This is a genomic window from Oscillibacter sp. PC13, from assembly GCF_900115635.1.
In the GTDB taxonomy this organism is placed as follows: Bacteria; Bacillota; Clostridia; order Oscillospirales; family Oscillospiraceae; genus Oscillibacter.
Window position 1 is genome coordinate 26,268 of record NZ_FOXE01000004.1, and the last position, 19,627, is coordinate 45,894.

21 protein-coding genes are annotated in these 19,627 nt (G+C 51.6%); 18 read left to right on the forward strand and 3 right to left on the reverse strand.

Annotated elements, in window-relative coordinates:
- The first annotated feature begins 1 nt into the window (after window position 1).
- From BMZ81_RS02975 to BMZ81_RS03020, 10 genes are all read left to right on the forward strand, one after another.
- The gene (locus BMZ81_RS02975) at window positions 2-322 is read left to right on the forward strand and encodes an MrpF/PhaF family protein (protein ID WP_091128467.1); all 321 of its coding nucleotides are present in this window, start codon (window positions 2-4) and stop codon (window positions 320-322) included.
- A complete protein-coding gene (mnhG, locus tag BMZ81_RS02980; protein WP_091128469.1) occupies window positions 312-635 on the forward strand; it encodes a monovalent cation/H(+) antiporter subunit G in 324 nt (107 codons plus the stop codon). Before BMZ81_RS02975 ends, mnhG begins: the two co-directional genes overlap by 11 nt.
- The gene (locus BMZ81_RS02985; RefSeq protein WP_091128472.1) at window positions 632-883 is read left to right on the forward strand and encodes a hydrogenase subunit MbhD domain-containing protein; all 252 of its coding nucleotides are present in this window, start codon (window positions 632-634) and stop codon (window positions 881-883) included. Before mnhG ends, BMZ81_RS02985 begins: the two co-directional genes overlap by 4 nt.
- Window positions 876-1,772 carry a hydrogen gas-evolving membrane-bound hydrogenase subunit E gene (mbhE, locus tag BMZ81_RS02990; RefSeq protein ID WP_091128475.1) on the forward strand — a complete coding sequence of 299 codons (897 nt, stop codon included), beginning with the start codon at window positions 876-878 and terminating at the stop codon, window positions 1,770-1,772. Before BMZ81_RS02985 ends, mbhE begins: the two co-directional genes overlap by 8 nt.
- Window positions 1,772-2,143 (forward strand): sodium:proton antiporter, encoded by a 372-nt coding sequence (locus tag BMZ81_RS02995; protein WP_091128476.1) that lies wholly within the window; start codon window positions 1,772-1,774, stop codon window positions 2,141-2,143. The genes mbhE and BMZ81_RS02995 overlap by 1 nt, the downstream gene beginning before the upstream one ends.
- Before the next feature lie 3 nt (window positions 2,144-2,146).
- Entirely contained in the window at window positions 2,147-3,661 is a 1,515-nt protein-coding gene (locus BMZ81_RS03000; RefSeq protein ID WP_091128478.1) for a complex I subunit 5 family protein, read from the forward strand.
- Window positions 3,662-3,679: 18 nt separating this feature from the next.
- On the forward strand, window positions 3,680-5,128 hold the full coding sequence (locus BMZ81_RS03005; protein ID WP_091128481.1) for a complex I subunit 5 family protein: 1,449 nt from the start codon (window positions 3,680-3,682) through the stop codon (window positions 5,126-5,128).
- Window positions 5,129-5,152: 24 nt separating this feature from the next.
- Window positions 5,153-6,643 carry a complex I subunit 5 family protein gene (locus tag BMZ81_RS03010; RefSeq protein ID WP_242942549.1) on the forward strand — a complete coding sequence of 497 codons (1,491 nt, stop codon included), beginning with the start codon at window positions 5,153-5,155 and terminating at the stop codon, window positions 6,641-6,643.
- An 11-nt stretch (window positions 6,644-6,654) separates the two neighbouring features.
- A complete protein-coding gene (locus BMZ81_RS03015; RefSeq protein ID WP_091128483.1) occupies window positions 6,655-8,598 on the forward strand; it encodes a complex I subunit 5 family protein in 1,944 nt (647 codons plus the stop codon).
- Between the two features lie 87 nt (window positions 8,599-8,685).
- Entirely contained in the window at window positions 8,686-9,465 is a 780-nt protein-coding gene (locus BMZ81_RS03020; RefSeq protein ID WP_242942550.1) for a ZIP family metal transporter, read from the forward strand.
- A gap of 131 nt (window positions 9,466-9,596) precedes the next feature.
- Here BMZ81_RS03020 and BMZ81_RS03025 read toward each other — a convergent pair whose 3' ends face one another.
- From BMZ81_RS03025 to BMZ81_RS03035, 3 genes are all read right to left on the reverse strand, one after another.
- A complete protein-coding gene (locus BMZ81_RS03025) occupies window positions 9,597-11,069 on the reverse strand; it encodes a carbon starvation CstA family protein (protein WP_091128485.1) in 1,473 nt (490 codons plus the stop codon).
- 196 nt (window positions 11,070-11,265) lie between these two features.
- Complete coding sequence (locus BMZ81_RS03030) at window positions 11,266-11,973, reverse strand: response regulator (RefSeq protein WP_091128487.1); 708 nt, start codon at window positions 11,971-11,973, stop codon at window positions 11,266-11,268.
- Window positions 11,970-13,055, reverse strand: coding sequence for a sensor histidine kinase (locus BMZ81_RS03035; RefSeq protein ID WP_242942551.1), 1,086 nt, complete (start codon window positions 13,053-13,055; stop codon window positions 11,970-11,972). Before BMZ81_RS03035 ends, BMZ81_RS03030 begins: the two co-directional genes overlap by 4 nt.
- A gap of 254 nt (window positions 13,056-13,309) precedes the next feature.
- On the opposite strand from BMZ81_RS03035, the gene BMZ81_RS03040 reads away from it, so the two are divergent.
- The 8 genes from BMZ81_RS03040 (at window position 13,310) to BMZ81_RS03075 (ending at window position 19,621) form a co-directional block, all read left to right on the forward strand.
- Window positions 13,310-13,885, forward strand: coding sequence for a hypothetical protein (locus tag BMZ81_RS03040; protein WP_091128489.1), 576 nt, complete (start codon window positions 13,310-13,312; stop codon window positions 13,883-13,885).
- Between the two features lie 179 nt (window positions 13,886-14,064).
- A complete protein-coding gene (locus tag BMZ81_RS03045) occupies window positions 14,065-14,535 on the forward strand; it encodes a terminase small subunit (RefSeq protein WP_091128490.1) in 471 nt (156 codons plus the stop codon).
- 4 nt (window positions 14,536-14,539) lie between these two features.
- The gene (locus BMZ81_RS03050; protein ID WP_091128493.1) at window positions 14,540-15,778 is read left to right on the forward strand and encodes a PBSX family phage terminase large subunit; all 1,239 of its coding nucleotides are present in this window, start codon (window positions 14,540-14,542) and stop codon (window positions 15,776-15,778) included.
- A 48-nt stretch (window positions 15,779-15,826) separates the two neighbouring features.
- Window positions 15,827-16,939: a serine/threonine protein phosphatase gene (locus BMZ81_RS03055; protein ID WP_347498045.1), complete on the forward strand. Its 1,113-nt coding sequence runs from the start codon at window positions 15,827-15,829 to the stop codon at window positions 16,937-16,939.
- Window positions 16,940-17,818: a hypothetical protein gene (locus BMZ81_RS03060; RefSeq protein ID WP_177187176.1), complete on the forward strand. Its 879-nt coding sequence runs from the start codon at window positions 16,940-16,942 to the stop codon at window positions 17,816-17,818.
- 28 nt (window positions 17,819-17,846) lie between these two features.
- On the forward strand, window positions 17,847-18,203 hold the full coding sequence (locus BMZ81_RS03065) for a hypothetical protein (protein ID WP_091128498.1): 357 nt from the start codon (window positions 17,847-17,849) through the stop codon (window positions 18,201-18,203).
- Between the two features lie 15 nt (window positions 18,204-18,218).
- Window positions 18,219-19,250, forward strand: a complete 1,032-nt coding sequence (locus tag BMZ81_RS03070; RefSeq protein ID WP_091128501.1) for a phage major capsid protein — start codon at window positions 18,219-18,221, stop codon at window positions 19,248-19,250.
- Window positions 19,247-19,621 carry a hypothetical protein gene (locus BMZ81_RS03075; RefSeq protein WP_091128503.1) on the forward strand — a complete coding sequence of 125 codons (375 nt, stop codon included), beginning with the start codon at window positions 19,247-19,249 and terminating at the stop codon, window positions 19,619-19,621. Before BMZ81_RS03070 ends, BMZ81_RS03075 begins: the two co-directional genes overlap by 4 nt.
- The last annotated feature ends 6 nt before the right edge of the window (window positions 19,622-19,627 follow it).

Below are 19,627 nucleotides of genomic sequence, written 5' to 3' on the forward strand. Positions count from 1 at the left end.
AATGGAACAAATAAGAAATGCACTGCTGACAGGCAGTGCCTTCATACTGGCAGCGCTGATGTTGGTGGCTCTCCTGCGGGCGATTCTGGGCCCCCGCTTCACAGACCGAATCATTGCCGTAAATGTCATCAATACCATGGTGGTGGCAGAGCTGGTGATTTTATCGGTGCGGCTGCGGGAGGATTTTCTGGTGGATGTAGCGCTGGTGTATGCGCTGCTGAGTTTTTTAACGGTTGTGGTGGTATCCCGCGTGATGATCACCTGGCGGCGCCGGAAGGCGGAAAAAGGACATGGAAAGGGGGAGGGCCTCCGTGGTGCATAATCTTGTGACGGTGATTGGTCTGGCATCACTGCTGTTTGGCGTGTTTGTATTTTTTACAGCCGTCTTGGGTTTATACCGGTTTGATTACGTGTTGAATCGAATGCATGCGGCGGCAGTGGGAGACGCACTCGGTATTTTTTGCATCCTGATTGGACTGATTTTGCTCCATGGATGGTCGCTTTCAGCTGCAAAGACCATTCTAATTTTTTTGTTTTTATGGCTGACCAGTCCAGTGGCCAGCCATCTGATTGCAGAGATGGAGGTTTGCACAATCTCTAATATTAAAAAGGAATGCGAGGTGGAAGAGCGGTGATCATACTGGAGTATTTTCTGTTGGCGGGCATCATTATGTGTGCCGCTGCCGCGCCGCTGTGTAAACGGCTGCTTTCCATGGTGATTGTCTATATGGCCTTTTCCCTGCTGATGGCAGTACTGTGGAGCCTGCTGCAAAGTCCGGATTTGGCGATTACAGAGGCGGCGGTCGGCGCTGGAGTGACCAGTATTCTATTCTTTTTAACGTTGAAGAAGATCCATGCGCTGAAAGGAACGAGGGATGAATAATTCTTCTGAAAAACAGAATTGGAGAAAGAGGATTGTCTCTTGGGTAGACGGGGATCGGGAGCCCAAGGATCAAACATTGTTTGTGATGGAGCGGCGCCAGCCGCGCTTTCCACGCCCTTCTGAAGAGGAACGTGAAAAGCGCGAGAAGTCCCATTTGAAGAAATTCTTCAACTGGTACCCAATTGCAGCAACCATAATCTGCGTGTCACTGATTGGGATTTTGATGGCGGCTGCACTGAGCATGCCGACCTTTGGACAGGCAGACAATCCTATCAACAACGAGGTGTCTGAGCATTATCTGGAGCACGGAGAGGAAGAGACTGGCTCTGCCAATGCGGTGACAGCCATGATCTTGAGCTATCGCGGGTTTGATACCCTGGGAGAGAGCTGCGTGCTTTTTTTGGCAGTTGTCAGCGTCATGATGCTGCTGCTGCGGGATGAAAAAAACACGGACGAGCATGATTTGCAGAAAATGAGGTCGGAAGACATCATTGCAGAGGAACATCACGACATTATCCTGAAACAGGCAGCCCGGTTTTTGGTGCCCTGCATTTTCCTGTTTGCTATCTATGTGCTGCTGAATGGAGAGACCTCGCCTGGCGGTGGTTTTTCAGGAGGAACCATTCTGGGAGCTGGACTGATTCTCTTTTCTTCTGCGTATGGACCGGGAAACATGCGGATGATTCTGACCTATGAGACCTACAGCGCAGTCAGAACCTTTGGACTGGTGCTGTATATTACCTTGTATGGTGCGTACATTTTTATTGGTGCAAACAATCTTCCAAACTATCTGGAGGGGATGACACTGCTGATTGATCTGGCGGTTGGATTGGTGGTGGCATGCACTGTTTACGGGTTTTACGCCATGTTTGCGAGAGGAGAGATTTGATGCTGGAAACAGTTCTGCAAAATCGTTTCGCTGTCACAGCAGTCATTCTCTTTGGCATCGGTTTTACAAACCTGTTGCTGCAGCAGAATCTGCTGAAGAAAGTGGTTGGATTTAACATCATGGATTCTGCCGTGTTTCTTCTGCTGGCGTCACTGGGATATATTGAGGGAGGGATTGCACCGATTGTAGGAGATCGGGGGTTTGATCCACTGTATATCAACCCTATTCCAAGCGGCCTGGTTCTGACCGGCATCGTTGTTTCTGTCAGCATTACAGCCTTCTCCCTGGCGCTGATTCAGCGTATATACCGGCACTACGGCACCATTGAGCTGCGGGAGTTGCTGGAGCGGGCCAAGAAGGAGGAGGACTGAAATATGCGGCCTTTTGTCGAAAATTTCCCCTTCTTCTGTATCTTCTTGGCAATTCTGGCAGGTGTGCTGTCGGCCGTGATTCCAAAGGGACGGATTGCATATCAGATGACGCTGTGCGTGTCTGGGATCATTGCCGTACTGTCCGCACTGGTGCTGGATTATGTATTCCGCAATGACCTGAGCTTTACATACACCATGGGACGATTTATTGCCCCGTATGGCAACGCCATTAAATGTGGGCCGTTACAGGCCTTGCTGGCAATGGCATTTTCCGCGGTGGTGGCCATGTCCCTCATGGGCGGGCGGCGAGATCTGTTCCATGATGTGCTGCCGGAAAAACAGCGGTTTTACTTTACCATGGTGAATCTGCTGGAGGCGGGACTGTTGTCACTAGTATATACCAATGACGTTTTCACCGGATATGTATTTATTGAGATCAGCACCATTACTGCCTGCGCACTGGTCATGGCCAAGGATACGGGGACGAATTTGATTGCAACCATTCGCTATCTCTTTATGAGCTTGCTGGGGTCCAGTTTGTTCTTGGTTGGATTGACATTTTTGAACAGCATTACCGGCTATCTGCTGATGCCATCTCTCTCAGAGGCGGTACAAAAGGTCGCGGCATCCGGGGAGTATCAGGTTCCCTTGACAGTGGCAGTGGGCCTGATTATGGCCGGCCTTGGGATTAAGAGCGCCATGTTTCCCTTTCACCTGTGGCTGCCGGATGCTCACGGCGGTGCCACCACAGCTTCTTCAGCCATTTTATCCGGCCTGGTGCTGAAGGGGTATATTGTACTGATGATGACACTGATGATTCGGGTATTTACGCTGGATCTCATGGTAGAGATGGGTGTGACCAATGTCATTTTAATCTTTGGCCTTCTGGGTATGGTGTTTGGCTCTCTTGGCGCTATACGGGAATATCACGTCAAACGAATGCTGGCCTATTCCTCTGTGGCACAGATTGGATATATTTTTATGGGTCTGGGACTGGGGACGACAGCGGGAGTGGTGGCCTCCTGCTTCCATATTTTGGTTCATGCCTGCTGCAAGCCGCTGCTGTTTTGCTGCGCGGGGCGGCTCTCTGCCGTCAGCGGCCATCACCGAAGCTTGAAGAACTTGCGGGGCAGTGCTTACCGCGACGTGGGAGCGGGTATTGGCTTCACGGTGGGAGCTCTTTCCATGATAGGCATTCCGCTGTTCGGCGGGTTTGTGTCAAAGCTGTACTTTGCAAGTGCGTCTCTGCCAACTAATCAAACGGCGCTGACTCTTTTTACCATTGCACTTTCTACCGTGCTCAATGCCCTGTATTATGTGCCGGCGCTGCTGGCCATCTGGTTAAAGCCATCCGCAGAGGATGAGGCGGCGGTGCTGGCTGACGCTACGCCGGATCAGCTGTCCTTTGACCGGTCTTTCACAACAGCAGCTACCATATTGACGCTTGCTATTTTTGTACTTGGAATTTTTTATCATCCCATTACCAGCGTAATTGAAGCCGGTGTGCGGCTCATCTGACGGAAGAGGTATTTGCCCATGTTATTGCTGCCTATTTTGCTGCCATTGATCGGTGGCATCTTTGTGTTTCGGCAGAAGGAGGAACAACCTCGCAATCGATTGACGTTCGTACTGGTTCTGGCCACAGCGGTCCTGGTTTTTGGCATTTGCGCTTTGCCGCTTGAAACCATGGAGCTGTTGACCATTCAGGGCGGACTGCGCTTAGCGCTGCGCAATGACAGCCTGGCCAAGTTTTTTATGGTGCTGGTGGTATGTATCTGGGCACCGGTTGTTGTGTTCTCCTTTCCCTATATTAAGCATGCAGCGCGGGAGAGACAGTTCCTGGGGTTCTATACCATGACGCTTGGAGTGCTGATAGGACTTGCCATGGCCGCAAATTTTGTGACCATGTATATGTTTTTTGAGGTGATGTCCCTGATCACAGTACCGCTGGTACTTCACAATGCCACATCAGCTTCCCGGCGGGCTGGATTCAAATACCTGGGGTATTCCGTATTTGGTGCTGGCATGGCGCTGGCAGGATATTTTTTTATTGCGTACTATCTGGCGGTGCCGGATTTTGTGGCGGGCGGCGCTATGAATCTCATAACAGCAGAGAAGCATCGCTCGCTGCTGTTATGGGCATATTGCTTGATGATTATAGGCTTTGGTGCTAAGGCGGGGATGATGCCCATGCAGGCTTGGCTGCCCTCAGCCCATCCAGAGGCTCCGGCTCCGGCCTCTGCAGTACTGTCTGGTGTGATTACCAAGGGTGGTGTGCTGGCAATCATCCGAGTGACTTATTATATGTTTGGACCGGATTTCCTGCAGGGAAGCTGGCCCCAGTACGTCCTGCTGGTTCTGGCCCTGGCAACGGTATTTGTTGGTTCCATGCTGGCGTACCGAGAGAAGCTGTTGAAACGGAGACTGGCCTATTCCACGGTGAGCCAGGTGTCCTATGTGCTGTTCGGCGTATTGCTGCTGACACCGGAGGGGCTTTTGGCGGGAATGCTGCAAATGGTTTTCCATGCAGTTGCCAAGAATACCTTGTTTTTGTCAGCGGGTGCCGTCATTATGTCCACGAGTTTTCTGCGGGTAGATCAGTTGCGGGGAGTTGGAAAGCGGATGCCGGTGACCATGCTGTGTTTTACTGCATCTGCCTTGTCGCTGATTGGAATTCCGCCGATGGCGGGCTTTGTCAGCAAATGGTATCTGATTTCGGCTGGGCTGGAGGGAGCTTCCTGGGCCTTTGGCATGGCAGGGATGGTGGTACTGATTCTCTCAGCGCTGTTGACGGCCGGCTACTTGCTGCCGATTGCAACGACGGGGTTCTTTCCTGGAAAGGAATTTATTGCCGAGCGGAAGGAAGTGGGTCCCCAGATGACGGTGCCCATGATTGTGCTTTCTGTCGTTTCAATGTTGCTGGGTCTGTTCCCGGGCGGGGTGATTCAATGGCTGCAGCAGCTGTCGATACAGCTGTTTCCCTGAGATACATGAAAAGGAGGTGCACATGTGCACCGGTTTTTGACACTGCCGATTTTGGTTCCCATGCTGCTGGGCATTGGACTGTTGGTCATACAGCCGAAGGATCGTAAGGTGAGAAATACGTATATTATGGCCACAGTGATTGCGACAGCCGTTCTTTCCGGCGCCTGCATCGTACTGACATACCTTCAGGGCAGCGATGTGCTGGCCTGCATCTTGGTACGCTTTTCTGAGAGCTTTTCGATCTCCCTGCGGATTGACGGCGTTTCTATGGTATATGGTGCGATTGTCTCTGCTCTGTGGCCGCTGATCACAATATACGCGCTGGACTACATGTCCCATGAGGGGCATGAGAGCCGCTTTTTCGGATTCTGGCTGATTGCTTTTGGCGTGGTACTGGGAATTGCATACTCTGAGGATTTCTTATCGCTGTATCTTTTCTATGAGCTTCTGACATTGACGACTCTGCCCTTGGTGATGCATGCGATGGATGAGAAGGCCCGGTACGCAGGAAGAAAGTACTTAATTTATTCGCTGTCGGGTGCGGCATTTGCCTTTATCGGCGTTGTGTTTTTATTGAATTATGGCGTCGGGCATCTGAACTTTACTTATGGCGGTGTGCTGGACATGAACCGGGTAGCGGGAAATGAGCAGACGCTGCTGGTTGTTTTTGTGGGGGCTTTTTTTGGATTTGGTGTGAAGGCCGCAATTTTCCCGTTTCATGGCTGGCTGCCGGACGCCTCTGTGGCTCCTACGCCGGTGAGTGCACTGCTACATGCAGTAGCAGTGGTGAAGGCCGGCGCTTTTGCAGTTTTGCGGCTGATTTATTTTGGATATGGAGCGGAGTTCCTGCGGGGGACATGGGCGCAGACTGTGGTGATGGGGGCGACAATTGCCACCATTGTATATGGATCTGCCAGAGCGCTGCGGACGCCCCATCTGAAGCGGCGGCTGGCCTTTTCTACGGTCAGCAATCTCTCCTACATCCTATTTGCTCTGACGCTGATGAGTCCTGCCGGATTACTAGGCGGACTGACCCATATGGTGTATCACGCGGTGATCAAGATTACAATGTTCTGCTGTGCGGGAGCCATTATCCACAAAAGCGGACGGGAGTATGTATATGAGTTGGAAAATTTCGGGCGGGTGATGCCGGTGGTATTCATAACGTTCACGGTATCTTCTTTTGCTTTGATCGGCTTGCCTCCACTGGGCGGTTTCGCTGGGAAGTGGATGATCTCCGAGGGGGCGGTTGCCTCTGGAAATCCGCTGGCCTATGTGGGAATTGGAGCGTTGATTTTATCGACGCTGCTGACGACGCTCTATCTGATGACTATTGTAGTACGGGCATATTTTCCCATTGGAAAACTGGATGTGGAGGCGCTGGAAATGATTCATGATCCCGGAAAGGCGATGACCGTACCGCTGGTGCTGCTGACCACGGCAGGTATGATGCTGGCCTTGTGCTCTGACCGGGTCATTGACTTTTTGACACTGGTCGCACAGGGCGCACTATAGGGAGGAAGCGGATGGGTTCATATTTGATGCTGTTTTTAATTCTCTTTCCCATGGCATCTTCCGTGGCAGTGTTTCCTCTGCGGCGGCGCAGTCGGGAGTATCGGAACCGGTTTATTCAGATCGTTCCCATCATAGAGCTGGCCGCTGCGGTGTGCCTGCTGTTCTGGCCGGGAGCATCACTGATGCTTCCCGGAGTATGCGGCCTTGGGCTACAGCTGACAGCAGGGAGCCTGCGCAGCCTGCTGGTACTGACTGCAGCTTTTTTGTGGGCGATGACGGGACTGAACTGCCCGCCATATTTTGCGGCAGCAGAGGGCTGCAACCGGTTTTACCTGTTTTGGCTGTTGACCTTGGGAGCTCTGATGGGCGTATTTCTTGCGGCAGATCTGTTTACATTGTTTATGTTCTTTGAAATGATGTCGTTTACCTCTTATGTCTGGGTGGCACAAAACGAGACAGCGGAAGCTCTGCGGGCGGGAGAAACCTACCTGGCAGTGGCAGTCATAGGAGGCATGACACTGCTGGCGGGATTACTGCTGCTAAATGATCTGCTTGAAAGTCTGGAGATTGCAAGACTCCGGGATCTGGTGATGGCACTTCCTGCAGAAAAAAAGGGGCTGCTGTATACGGCGGGCGGCTGCTGCCTAATCGGATTTGGGGCCAAAGCGGGGATGTATCCTCTGCACATTTGGCTGCCGAGGGCCCATCCGGTGGCACCGGCACCGGCATCGGCGCTGCTCTCCGGTATTCTGACCAAGAGCGGCGTATTTGGCGTTTTGATTATTTCCCGCGGTTTGTTCTGGGCAGATGCGCCGTGGAATAGAGTGGTACTGGCCCTAGGTGTGACTACCATGGTGCTGGGGGCGGTACTGGCGGTATTTTCTATTGATTTGAAACGGACATTAGCTTGTTCTTCTATGTCCCAGATAGGGTTTATTCTAGTGGGCGTGGCAATGCAGGGATATTTGAATGGGGAAAATGCCCTAGCGGCCTGGGGGACGGTACTGCATATGCTGAACCACAGTCTGATTAAATTGGTTCTGTTTGTGGCGGCGGGAGTGGTCTATGTGGGAGCGCATTCCCTCAATCTTAACGACATCCGGGGCTGGGGACGAAATAAGCCATGGCTGAAGGGGGTGTTTTTCGTGGGAGCGGCCTCCATCGCAGGTGTACCTGGATTTTCGGGTTATGTGAGCAAGACCCTGCTCCACGAGAGCATTGTCGAGTACATTCATATATTGGAGCGTGCGGATGCTGCCAGCGGCGTATTTCAAGCGGTGGAGTGGCTGTTTTTGATTTCCGGAGGGCTGACGGCAGCCTATATGACAAAACTGTTTGTGGCGATTTTTGTTGCACCTAAGGCGGCAGGCCAGCGGCCTGCCGTACGGGAGTATATGTCACAGGGAACGGTGATTGCATTGTCATGCGGCACATTGGCACTCCTGCTGCTGGGGATGACACCCGGAATTACCATGGAGCCCATTGCGCAGTGGGCTGCGGAATTTTTGTATGCAGATCACGGCCACGCGGTCTCTTATTTTGCCTGGGTGAATTTGAAGGGAGCGTGTGTTTCCCTTGCTATTGGTGCGATGGTTTATCTAGTGGTGGTGCGGCGGTTGCTGATGCGGAAAGAGGCCGGTACGGTAGTGTATGTGGATTGCTGGCCAAAGTGGTTGGATCTGGAGGAACGGCTGTATCGTCCAATGCTGCGGGGACTGGTATTTGCTGGGGCATTTTGCGCCAGAGTCGTGGCATCCATAGGCGATCTGCTGGTATTCGTCGGAGAGAGAATTCTATTTACCAGGGCACCGGGAATTTTTGTGCCGAAACATGATGAAAACTTCGGCACATATGGAAAAAAGCCCAGGCGTTTTTTGGTGGGAGAGACATTCTCATTTGATCTGCTGCTGGCCGGGTGCGGTATGGTGGCCTTCCTTCTCTATCTGTTGCTTTAATGCGACTTTACAAAGGAATCTTTCTGATAAGCCAGGAAGTTGACGAGAGTTGACTTCCTGGCCTTTTTATAGAACACAAGAAAGGCTGTGAGGAACCTGCTGATTGATGTGATTTTCATGACAACTGTAGCCGGCGTGGGCGGGACAGGGCTTGGGGGAGTTATTTCCTGCTTTTTCCGAAAAGATTCAGACCGGATGATCAGCTTGCTTTTGAGCTTTGCCGCTGGAGTTATGACGGCGGTGGTGTGTTTTGACCTGCTGACAGATGCGCTTTTTCCAGAGGGAAGTGATCGGCAGACCAGCCTGGCATTGATACTTGCGGGTGTTTTAATGGGATATGGCGTCATTGGCCTTTTGAATGCAGTTGTGGACGGGAGGCGACAGGCACAGGGAGTACGAAAGAACGGTGGAGACCTCTTCCTGGCAGGTGTGGTCATGGCGGCGGCCATTGCTCTTCATAATATTCCGGAGGGGATGGTGATTGGAGCTGCTTTTGCAGGGACAAAAAGCAGCGGATTGCTGCCGAGAAGTGGACTGATGATGGCTGTGGTGATTGGACTTCACAATATTCCGGAAGGAATGGCGGTGGCGGTGCCACTGGTCTCTGGGAAGATGCATCGGCCTGCCGCGATATTGGTAACGGCTTTGACAGGGATGCCAACTATTTTGGGAGCAATTTTGGGGTATTTCCTGGGAAGTATGGGGCCGTTGTCCCTGGCGATTTCGTTGAGCTTTGCCTCTGGCGCGATGCTGTACGTCGTATATGGAGAATTGCTGCCGGAGGCCAGCCTTATGTGGCAATCTAAGCTTCCGGCCCTGGCAGCTATTATCGGGATAATGACCGGTATGATAATTGTATATGCCTAAACCTGAGGACGCATATTTACCCCGCTGGCCCAACCTGGTCAGCGGGGTAAATACAGTTTGCAAAGAATGGATTCCGCCGCAAATGCTTACGGCGGAATCCGAGAAGAGAGAGGAAGTCAGCGACAAAATTCCTATTTCAGAGAAATGGATTTTGCACGCTTATTGCCATACCAGAGAATTACAGCCACATAGGCAGCGGAAGCGCAGACACCGATGATATAGGCGCCGGTCCAGGGGATACGGAAGCCGATTTGAGCATTCATGATATATGTCACAGTGACGAAAGCATACCAGGCACCTGGAATCAGAGGAAGCCAAACAAATTTTTGCCTGTGGTTTTCGAACATCCAGACGGAGATTGCAAGGAAGGCGAACAGAGCGAGCGTCTGGTTGGACCAGGCAAAATACCGCCACAGAATGGTGAAGCCCTCGGGATTGCTCTTGGAAAAAACTAGGATGACAGCCACAATGGCAAAAATGACAGCGGACAGAGACAGGCGCTTGGCACTGGAACTCTGGTCAATGTGGAAGGATTCGGAGATGGATAGGCGGAGAGCCCGCAGGGCAGTATCGCCGGAAGTAATGGGAAGGACGATGACGCCCAGCAGGGCAATGACGCCGCCTACGTTGCCCAGGATATCACGGCAGACCACACCAATGGTGTCGGTAGCCAAATTGGAGGCGGCTTCCTGAAGACCCAGATTGTACACACCCATGGCACCAGCGGCCCAGACCATGGCGATAAAGCCTTCCAGAACCATCATGTTATAGAAAGTCATCCGACCCTGCTTTTCGCTTTTCATGGTGCGGGTGATGATGGCTGTTTGGGTGGAGTGGAAACCGGAGAGAATGCCGCAAGCCACGGTAATGAAGAAAATGGGGATGAAGTGCTTCTCACCAAAGTAGTCGCCATAGGCGATAAGGCCGCCGTTCCAGTCATCCCATACATTCAGCAATGGATAACCCTTGACAAACAGGCCGATGAACACACCAAGAGCGGAGAACAGCAAAATTGCACCGAAGATTGGATAGATACGGCCGATAATCTTATCGATTGGAAATACGGTGGCACAGAGGTAATAGAGGAAGATTACGCCATAGATGACCCAAGTAGAGACAGCGGTGGCGGAGCCGCTGAAGCCGAAGACCTGCTTGGCAGCAATATCACCGGGAGTATAGATGAACACAGCGCCTACCAACAGCAGCAACACGCTGCAGAACACCTGGTACACGGCATAGATACCCTTGTTACTATAGCGGCGAATCATATCAGGCATCTGGGTGCCGCCGTCCCGCAGACAGATCATGCCGGAGAAATAGTCGTGCATGGCACCGCCAATGATGTTTCCGATGGGGATAGTAAGAAAAGCGATGGGCCCGAACAGAATGCCTTGAATTGGCCCGATAATCGGGCCGGTGCCTGCAATATTCAATAGATTGATGAGGCCATTTCTCCACCCCTGCATGGGGACATAGTCTACGCCGTCCTGCTTGGAATAGGCGGGGGTTTCTCGGTCGTCAGGACCGAAAACCCGCTCACAGAAGCGGCCGTATAATGCAGCGCCTGCAAATAGAATGACCAAGCCCAGTACAAAAGTTGCCATAAAACACACACTCCTTTTAAAAAATTCCTGAGGAATCGTAACAAAGACTCTACAAACAGAATAGCAGAATCCAGAGGAAAATGATGCTAAAAGAAAGGAGAATACAGTTCGGGCTTTGCAAAGAAAAGACCATCACCGCTAAGAATATATAAAAAATAAACTCCCCTGCTTTTGGCAGGGGAGTGAGGAAAAACGATTAATCACCTTCCAGCATCCGATATCCAACACCGACTTCGGTAAAGAGATACTCTGGTTCAGCGGGATTTTTTTCAATTTTGCGGCGAATATTTGCCATGTTGACACGGAGAATCTGGTTGTCGCCGCTGGCTCTGGGGCCCCAGAGCTCTTTAATGATAAAATCATAGGTCAGGACTTTGCCAGCGTATTTGCCCAGTAGAGCCACAATGCGGAATTCGCTGAGTGTCAAATGCACGTTTTCTCCCCGCATTAAAACCTGGTGCTTATTATAATCGATAGTCAGATCCCGGACAGTATAGGTGCCATTTCGGGCAATTTCATCATTACCGGAAGCGGTGCGTGTGTGTCGAATGGCAGTGCGCACACGGGCCAACAGTTCATCCGTGCCAAAGGGCTTGGTCAAATAGTCGTCGGCCCCCAAATCCAAGGCATCCACTTTGTCCTGCTCATGGGAACGGGCGGACACAACGACAACGGGAAGGCTGGACCAGCTTCGAAGATTTTGAAGAATTTCCGTACCATCCATGTCAGGCAATCCAAGATCCAGAATGATTAAATCAGGACAATGGGACGAGATCATGGAGAGAGCCTCTGTACCGGAACGAGCCTGCATCGCCTCATACCCATTATTGTTTAGAATGGTGGAGATGAAGTGAGAGATACTTTTTTCATCTTCCACAACTAAAATTTTTTCTCGAATATTCATATTGATAGTTCCTCCTTTTTGGGAAGGGGCAGACGGAAAGAAAACTCAGCGCCCTCGGATAAATTTTTTGCGTTCATTGTGCCGCCGTGAGCTCGAACAATTGCCAAGCACACAGAAAGGCCCAGGCCCATGTTGCGTTTCCCGTCTCCGGAAGACGTTTCACTGTGCTTCAGCGTCCCGTCGAACAGCGTGTGAAATTCCTTTTTTGGAATTCCCTGTCCGTTGTCTGATACGGAAAAACATGCGGTATGCTCCTTTTCCTGTACAGAAAGCCGAATTTGAGAGGTAGTCTTTCCGTGGACGACAGCATTCTCCAAAAGGTTGGATAAAACCTGCTCAATTAAAATGGGGTCCATTGGAACAAACAGAGGGACGCTGGGCGCTTCCACTGAAATCGCTACGGCAGGAAATCGCTTGCGAAATTTTCGCACGGATTCACCCAGGACCTCTTCTGCCAGTTCCGGTTCTTTTGTAATTTGAGTTCCAGCATCTCCGATGCGGGTAATTGACAGTAAGTTTTCCACAACTCGGATTAGCCATTGTGCTTCATTTCGAATATCCTCCAGCAGTTCCTGCTGCTCTGTGGGAGAGAGCTTTGGGTTTTCCAGAATGGCAGAAGTGGCACCGATAATAGAGGTTAATGGCGTTCGGATATCATGAGAGACCGAACGCAGTAAATTGGCCCGCATCTTTTCTTTCTCATTTTCTGCCCGCAGCCGCTCCTGCTGCTTGATTTGCGTTGTCAAAGTGCTGGTGATGATAGAGACCATCAGAAAGGTTAGAAAGGTGAGCGGATAACCGGAAAGAGTGAAGTTGAATGCCATATAGGGATATGTAAAAATGTAATTGACACCGATAACACCGAGAACGGAAGCAATCAAACCGAAAAGGTAGCCATTGGTTAAACGGGAGATCAGCAACACCGCCAAAACGAAAATGGGAGACGCGAAACCGTCGCTGCTGTCTGCCAGACGCAGGAGAATACAAAACTCCACAGCACAGAAAAAGATGCCTGTGGAAACAAGACAGTCTCGCCAAGAAAAGGAAAACAGACAGCGGATCGAAGCGCTTGGAAAATTCAAAAGAGAGCCTCCTTTTATAGTGCTGCAGATATATGGCATGAGATGTGCATACAAACAGTTTCTCTATACAGTATAACAGAGCAGATGTTAAAAATCCGCTAAGAAGTCATTATCAAAACAGAGAAAATTCGTGCTCCTTCACAGAGGTTTAACAAGACACCTTTCGGGATTAGCAGCGACTGAACGATAGGTTCGGCTATAATAAAGTCAATAAGCAGAACACCTGCTGAGCAAGAAAAAGGAGTGTGTATCGTATGGAAAAGGATTTGAATAGCTATTTAAAGGGGAACGAGCGTGTTTGTTGGCAGGGAAAGCCGATGGCATTTCCCCTGCTGGAAAATGGAACGAAGTTTAAAATTTTGGCAAAATGGATTATCGCACCCATCGCGGCGATTAGCCTGTTGTTGGCTTACTTCCATTATAACGACCAGTGGAGCATGGGATTTGTTGGACTTGTGGCAATTATTACCGTACTTGCAGTCATTTCCCCTATCTTGGAACGGCGTAATGTGACCGGCTGCCGGTATTGGATTACGGATCAGCGCGTTATCCTGCAGACGCGTGACAAGAGCTTTTTCTATATGAATTTGGATGACATCGATGATTATCAGATTGTCCGCGATGTGGCCGATCAGGACTGCTTAGTTTTGGGAAGCTGCCTCTTCCAGGAGATTCATAAGCAGATGAGATGGAGAGCCTGCCACCCACTGACAGATGTTGAGAACCAGGGGAGCAAGGATCAAGCAAAGGGCCTGATTTTCTACGGAATTGGCAACGCGGAGGCTGCAGAAGAATTCTTGGTAAAGCATATAAAAGGAAGAGCTGCCTGAAAATAAAACATGCATGAAAACAATGCTCTGGAGCTTGCTCCAGAGCATTGTTTTTGCAGAGGGAAAGAAGCTGCCGAAAGCAGCTTTTTTTCTTTTTTGAGCAGAAATGCACGAACTCGTGCAACTTTTTTTGCGTGAACGCTATTTGTGCGGAAGAGAACAGAGTTGGGAGGGAACGCTTGAAAAAACAATATGACAGCGGCCGGCAGAAAAATTTTTGCAGGGCTTTTTTGAAGACGATGGATCCGGAACGGGCAGCAGAGGAAACAGGATTCCCGGATGGCTTTGCACTGCTCGCAACGAAACCACTGCAGCAGAAGCTGGAGAAGATGCGGGAAACAGCTGTTGGACAAATTCGACGGGAAGATGTACTTCGACGGCTGGCACAACTGGCCTTTGGCCGGGCAAACGATATTGTAAAGCTGGCACTTTCCCAAGGCGTGACGGAGGCAGAGCAACTGGACTTGTCCGCAGTTTCGGAGTTTAAGGTGACGGACAAGGGCGGCATGGAGGTGAAAATGGTGGATCGGATTCGGGCCTTAGAAACACTATTTCATTTGCTTGACAGCAGCCATCATGAAAATGGCTCCGAAGAGCTCTATCGGGCCTTGGCAGAGGCCGTTGAAGAAACGGGGTGGGAGCACGACTGAAATCATGCAATTTTCTAAAAAACAAAAGCGTGTTTTGACCTGGTGGTGCCAAGGCGGAGCGTATGATGCCCTGATTTGCGATGGGGCGGTTCGAAGTGGAAAAACCTTTTCCATGGGCGTTTCCTTTTTCTTATGGGCAATGACATGTTTTGATGGAAAGCAGTTTGGACTCTGTGGTAAGACCATTCTCTCTCTGCGGCGGAACCTGCTGACCGATTTGATGCCCTATTTGCGAAGGCTGGGAATGCATTGCCAGGAAAAAAGGTCGGAAAATTTGCTGACAGTACGGCTGAACGATCACGAAAACCAATTTTTGCTGTTTGGAGGCAGGGACGAGTCCAGCGCAGCACTCATTCAGGGGAGTACATTGGCTGGCGTGTTGCTGGATGAGGCTGCACTGATGCCAAGAAGCTTTGTAGAACAGGCCTGTGCCCGATGCAGTGTGGCGGGAAGCAGGCTTTGGTTTAACTGCAATCCAGAGGGACCCCAGCATTGGTTTTACCAAGAATGGATCCAAAAAGCAAAACAGCGCCGAGCATTATACCTTCACTTTACCATGGAGGACAATCCCGCGCTGACACCACGCATTCGCGCCCGGTACCGAAGTGCATATTCAGGTGTGTTTTTCCGGCGCTTTGTGCTTGGAGAGTGGGTGGCGGCTCAGGGGCTGGTATACGACTTCTTTGATAGGAAACAAAATGCGGTTCCTGTACCGGATGGGGCATTTTCTGAATGGCGGGTGTCCATAGACTATGGTACAGCCAATCCGGCATCCTTCGGGATTTGGGGCAAGAAGGATGCTGTATGGTATCGGGTGCAGGAGTACTATTACGATTCCCGCAGGGAGGGCCGGCAAAAAACAGATGCGGAATACGCAGAGGACTTAAAGCGGCTGCTGAATGGCCGGATCGTAACACGGGTCATTGTAGATCCATCGGCAGCCAGTTTTATTGAAACACTGCGCCGGGAAAATTTCCCCGTGATTCGGGCTGACAACAGTGTGTCCGACGGCATCCGGGTGACGGCAAACCTATTAAAAAATGGTCAAATGGTAATTTGTGAAGGCTGCACGGATTGTCTGCGGGAAATAGAACTTTACTGTTGGGACGCGCAAGGAGAAAAAGACGCACCGAAAAAGGAACATGACCATGCCATGGATGATATGCGGTATTTTGCGATGGACTTAGCCGGAAGGACAGCGCGTGGCTTTGCTGCAACTTGGGTAGAACGTGGAGGATTTTAAGAGATGTTGAGTTTTCGAAAACAAAAGCTGCAGACGGGAGGGGTTCCTGTGCAGCTGAGAGACTGCACACGGCATCCGTTTGGGATGCTGGGAGAGTATGTGCCGCTGCGCAACGGAGAAGTACGGCTGTACCGGGCGGTACGGGAGGCTGTGCCGGTGGTGGATGCCGCTATCTATAAGTTGATTCGTATGACGGGCGGCATGACGGCGGTTTGCGGCGACAAGACGGCAGAGCAATCGCTGCAGACCTTTCTGCGGACGGTCCCTACAGGACGCGGACAATTTGGCGTGAATGCTTTTCTGGACTGCTATTTGGATTCCCTGCTGACATGCGGGAGAGCTGTTGGAGAAATTGTGCCAACCGTTGGAAATCGGGAAATTGCAGCGCTGCTGTGTGGCCGTGTGGAAAATATTGATATTCGGGAGGGAGCGCATCCGCTGGATTTCACCATTTGCGGACCGGATGAACAGGGAAGAGTGTCCCCACTGCCCTATCAGAATTTGCTGCTGTTTACACCCTTTAATCCAGAGGCGGACAGCCCCTATGGCGTATCACTGCTGCGGTCACTGCCCTTTTTGACGGACATTTTGATGAAAATTTACCACACAATTGGAGTGAATTGGGAGCGGTGCGGCAATGTGCGGTTTGCGGTGATTTGCAAAAATGGAGCGGACGGAACCGCCCAGGAGCAGAGCTGGCAGTTGGCGGGAGAGTGGTCGCGGGCTATGCAGGAGAGCAGAAACGGCGGCGTTCGTGACTTTGTGGCGGTTGGCGATGTGGATATTCGAGTGATTGGTTCGGACAATCAAATATTAGACAGTGATGTTCCGGTACGGCAGATTTTGGAGCAGGTGGTGGCAAAGACGGGGATTCCGCCGTTTATGCTGGGCTTGAACTGGAGCTCTACAGAGCGGATGAGTTCCCAGCAGGCAGATCTGCTGACAACAGAAATTACAGCCATCCGGCGAACACTGACGCCTGTGGTGGAGCGGATCTGCAGCCTGTGGCTGCGAATGCATGGATACGGCTGCAGCTTCGATGTGGTTTGGGACGAGATCAACCTTCAGGATGAAGTGGAAGAGGCGAAGGCGGATCTGTATCGGGAACAGGCGAGAAAACTTCGAGTTGAAAATGATGCCGTGGAGAAAAGGAGGGATTAAGTGGAGATTCAGAAAAACCAGAGTGGACAAACAAAGTGTGTGGATATGGAAGACTTGGAATTTATCAATCGACTGGCAAAGACTCCGCTGACGGCGGAGGAGGTCTACACCTTCAGTGTGCGGCTTTGTGACAATGAGGTGGACCGGGATTGGGAACGATTTGACGAGACCGCTCTTTCTTCGCTGGGAGATCTGCTGATGGGGAAGAGCGGCATTTTTGACCACCAGTGGTCTGCAGAAGGACAAACCGCCAGAATTTATCGCACAGAGGTTGTGCGGGAGGCAGCACAAGTTACAGCAGCCGGAGATGGATACTGCTATTTGAAGGGGTGGGCGTATCTTCTGCGCAGTGAAAAAAACAGAGATCTGATAGCGGAGATTGAAGGTGGAATTAAGAAGGAGGTAAGCATTGGATGCAGCGTGGCAAGGAGTGCCTGCTCGATCTGCGGCGCAGAAAGCGGTACCTGCTCACACGTGAGGGGCGAACGGTATGGCGGGAAACTGTGCTTTGCAGAACTGCGGGAACCAACGGATGCCTATGAATGGTCGTTTGTGGCAGTACCGGCACAAAGAAATGCGGGTGTTCTGAAACGATTTGGACAGGAGAACGGAGAATTGGCACAGCTGAAAAAGCAGGCTGAGCTTGGTAAGAAATATTTAAAACAGCTGCGCCGAGAGGTGGTACGACTGGCGATGCTGGCAGATGACGGGTTGGATGGCGAGACGTTTGCTAAAGCGGCAGAGCGGCTGGAGGAGCCAGAGCTCCTGGCGCTGCAGCAGGCCTATGGGGCCAGCGTAAACAAACGATTTCCAGCTGCCCCGCAACTGCGGAATTTTGCCGCCGCAGAGCAGGGCGATGAGACTGCATTTCTCGTCTGATGGACGAATGATATAAAGGAGGACAATCATGAAACTTTCTTATGAGGGAATTGGCCAGTGGGCCGCGACGTTTGCCTGCAGTGGAGTGTCTGAGGGAGAGATGGTCAAGCTCAGCGCCAACGGTACCGTGGCGGGCTGCGGAGATGGAGACGGGTTCTGCGGAATGGTACTGTCTCTAAGCCGGGGCGGAGATGCCTGCGCGGTGGCGCTTGGAGGCATGGTGACCGCCGGGTATACGGTGGAAACAGATGGGGCAGCGCCGTCCTTGGGCTGGGCAACTCTGGCAAGTGACGGCAGCGGTGGCGTGAAAGCTGCCGCCAGTGGCCGGAGCTATTTGGTGGTGGATGTGGATACGTCAGCCAAAACCGTGACATTTGCACTATAAGGAGGAAAAGAATAGATGGCATATCATTATGAAAACATCAAACTGGAAAAGGGCATGTATGGGCAGAGCGGCTGCACCTTCGCGCAGACGTTGGAAAAACTGGATCCCAGTGAACACTACCGGGGTACGCCGCTGGAAGGGCTGGATGCCTTTCAGCGTCAGCTGAAGCGCTTTGATATTAAAGTAAAGGGCGCAGGCAGCGACATGGTGGAAAAATTCTTTCACACCACAGATTCCGCTGTGCTGTTTCCAGAGTTTGTATCCCGCGTGGTCCGGCAGGGGCTGGAGGAAGAGAGCATTCTTCCGGCTATTACAGCCACAGTGACACAGTTTGACGGAATGGACTACCGCTCGATTGCCTCTGTTCCCAGCGAAGAGGAGAAGGAACTGAAACGTGTGGAGGAGGGGGCCAGTATTCCGGAAACCACCATTCGCACACAGGAGAATCTGGTACGCCTTCATAAGCGCGGACGAATGCTGGTGGCTTCTTATGAGGCCATCCGCTTCCAGCGGCTGGACCTCTTTTCCGTGACACTGCGGCAGATTGGTGCGTATATCGGCCGGATGCATCTTCAAGATGCCATTGCCGTCATCGTCGATGGGGACGGAAACAACAATGCGGCGAAGAGTTTTCAGGTAGGAACCAAACCGATTTCCGGTACTGCCGGGACGCTGACCTATGACGCACTGCTGGAATTCTGGAGCCAGTTTGACCCGTATACCATGAACACAATGTTGGTGGGAGGGGATGTGATGCTCTCCATGCTGAAGCTGGACGAATTCCAAAATCCTTTGACTGGGCTGAACTTCCAAGGAACCGGCACCCTGACGACACCCTTAGGCGCACAACTGCTGAGAACCAGTGCCATGCCTGCAGGAACACTGATCGGCCTGGATAAGAGCTATGCGCTGGAGCAGATTTGCGGCAGTGAGATCACCGTGGAGTATGATAAACTGATTGACCGCCAGCTGGAACGGGCGGCGATTACATCGATCTCCGGCTTTGCCAAGCTCTTCCCGGAGGCATCCAAGGTTTTGAAGGTATGAGCACAGGAGCAGAAACGCTGACGCTGGCGAAAGCATTCTGTGGCAGCGGGGAAGACGAGGAGGCTGCGCTGGCGCTACTCTGTACGGCCGCCGAAGAACGATTGACGCGGCAACTGCGGGAGGGCATTTCGCAGGAGGACTGTGGTCCCGCCTTTCATTGCGCTGCAGCCGCTATGGCGGCCGCGGACCTGTGGGCCTGCCGGTGCGGCAGGAATACAGTGGCATCTTTTTCAGTGGGAGAACTTTCTGTTCACGAGAAGGATGTGGGAAAAGCAAGTTCAGCTGCACAGGAATTGCGCCAGACGGCAAAACGGATGATGGCTCCGTATACGGTGAATGGAGACTTTTGCTTTTTCGGGGTGAGAGGATGAGTTCAC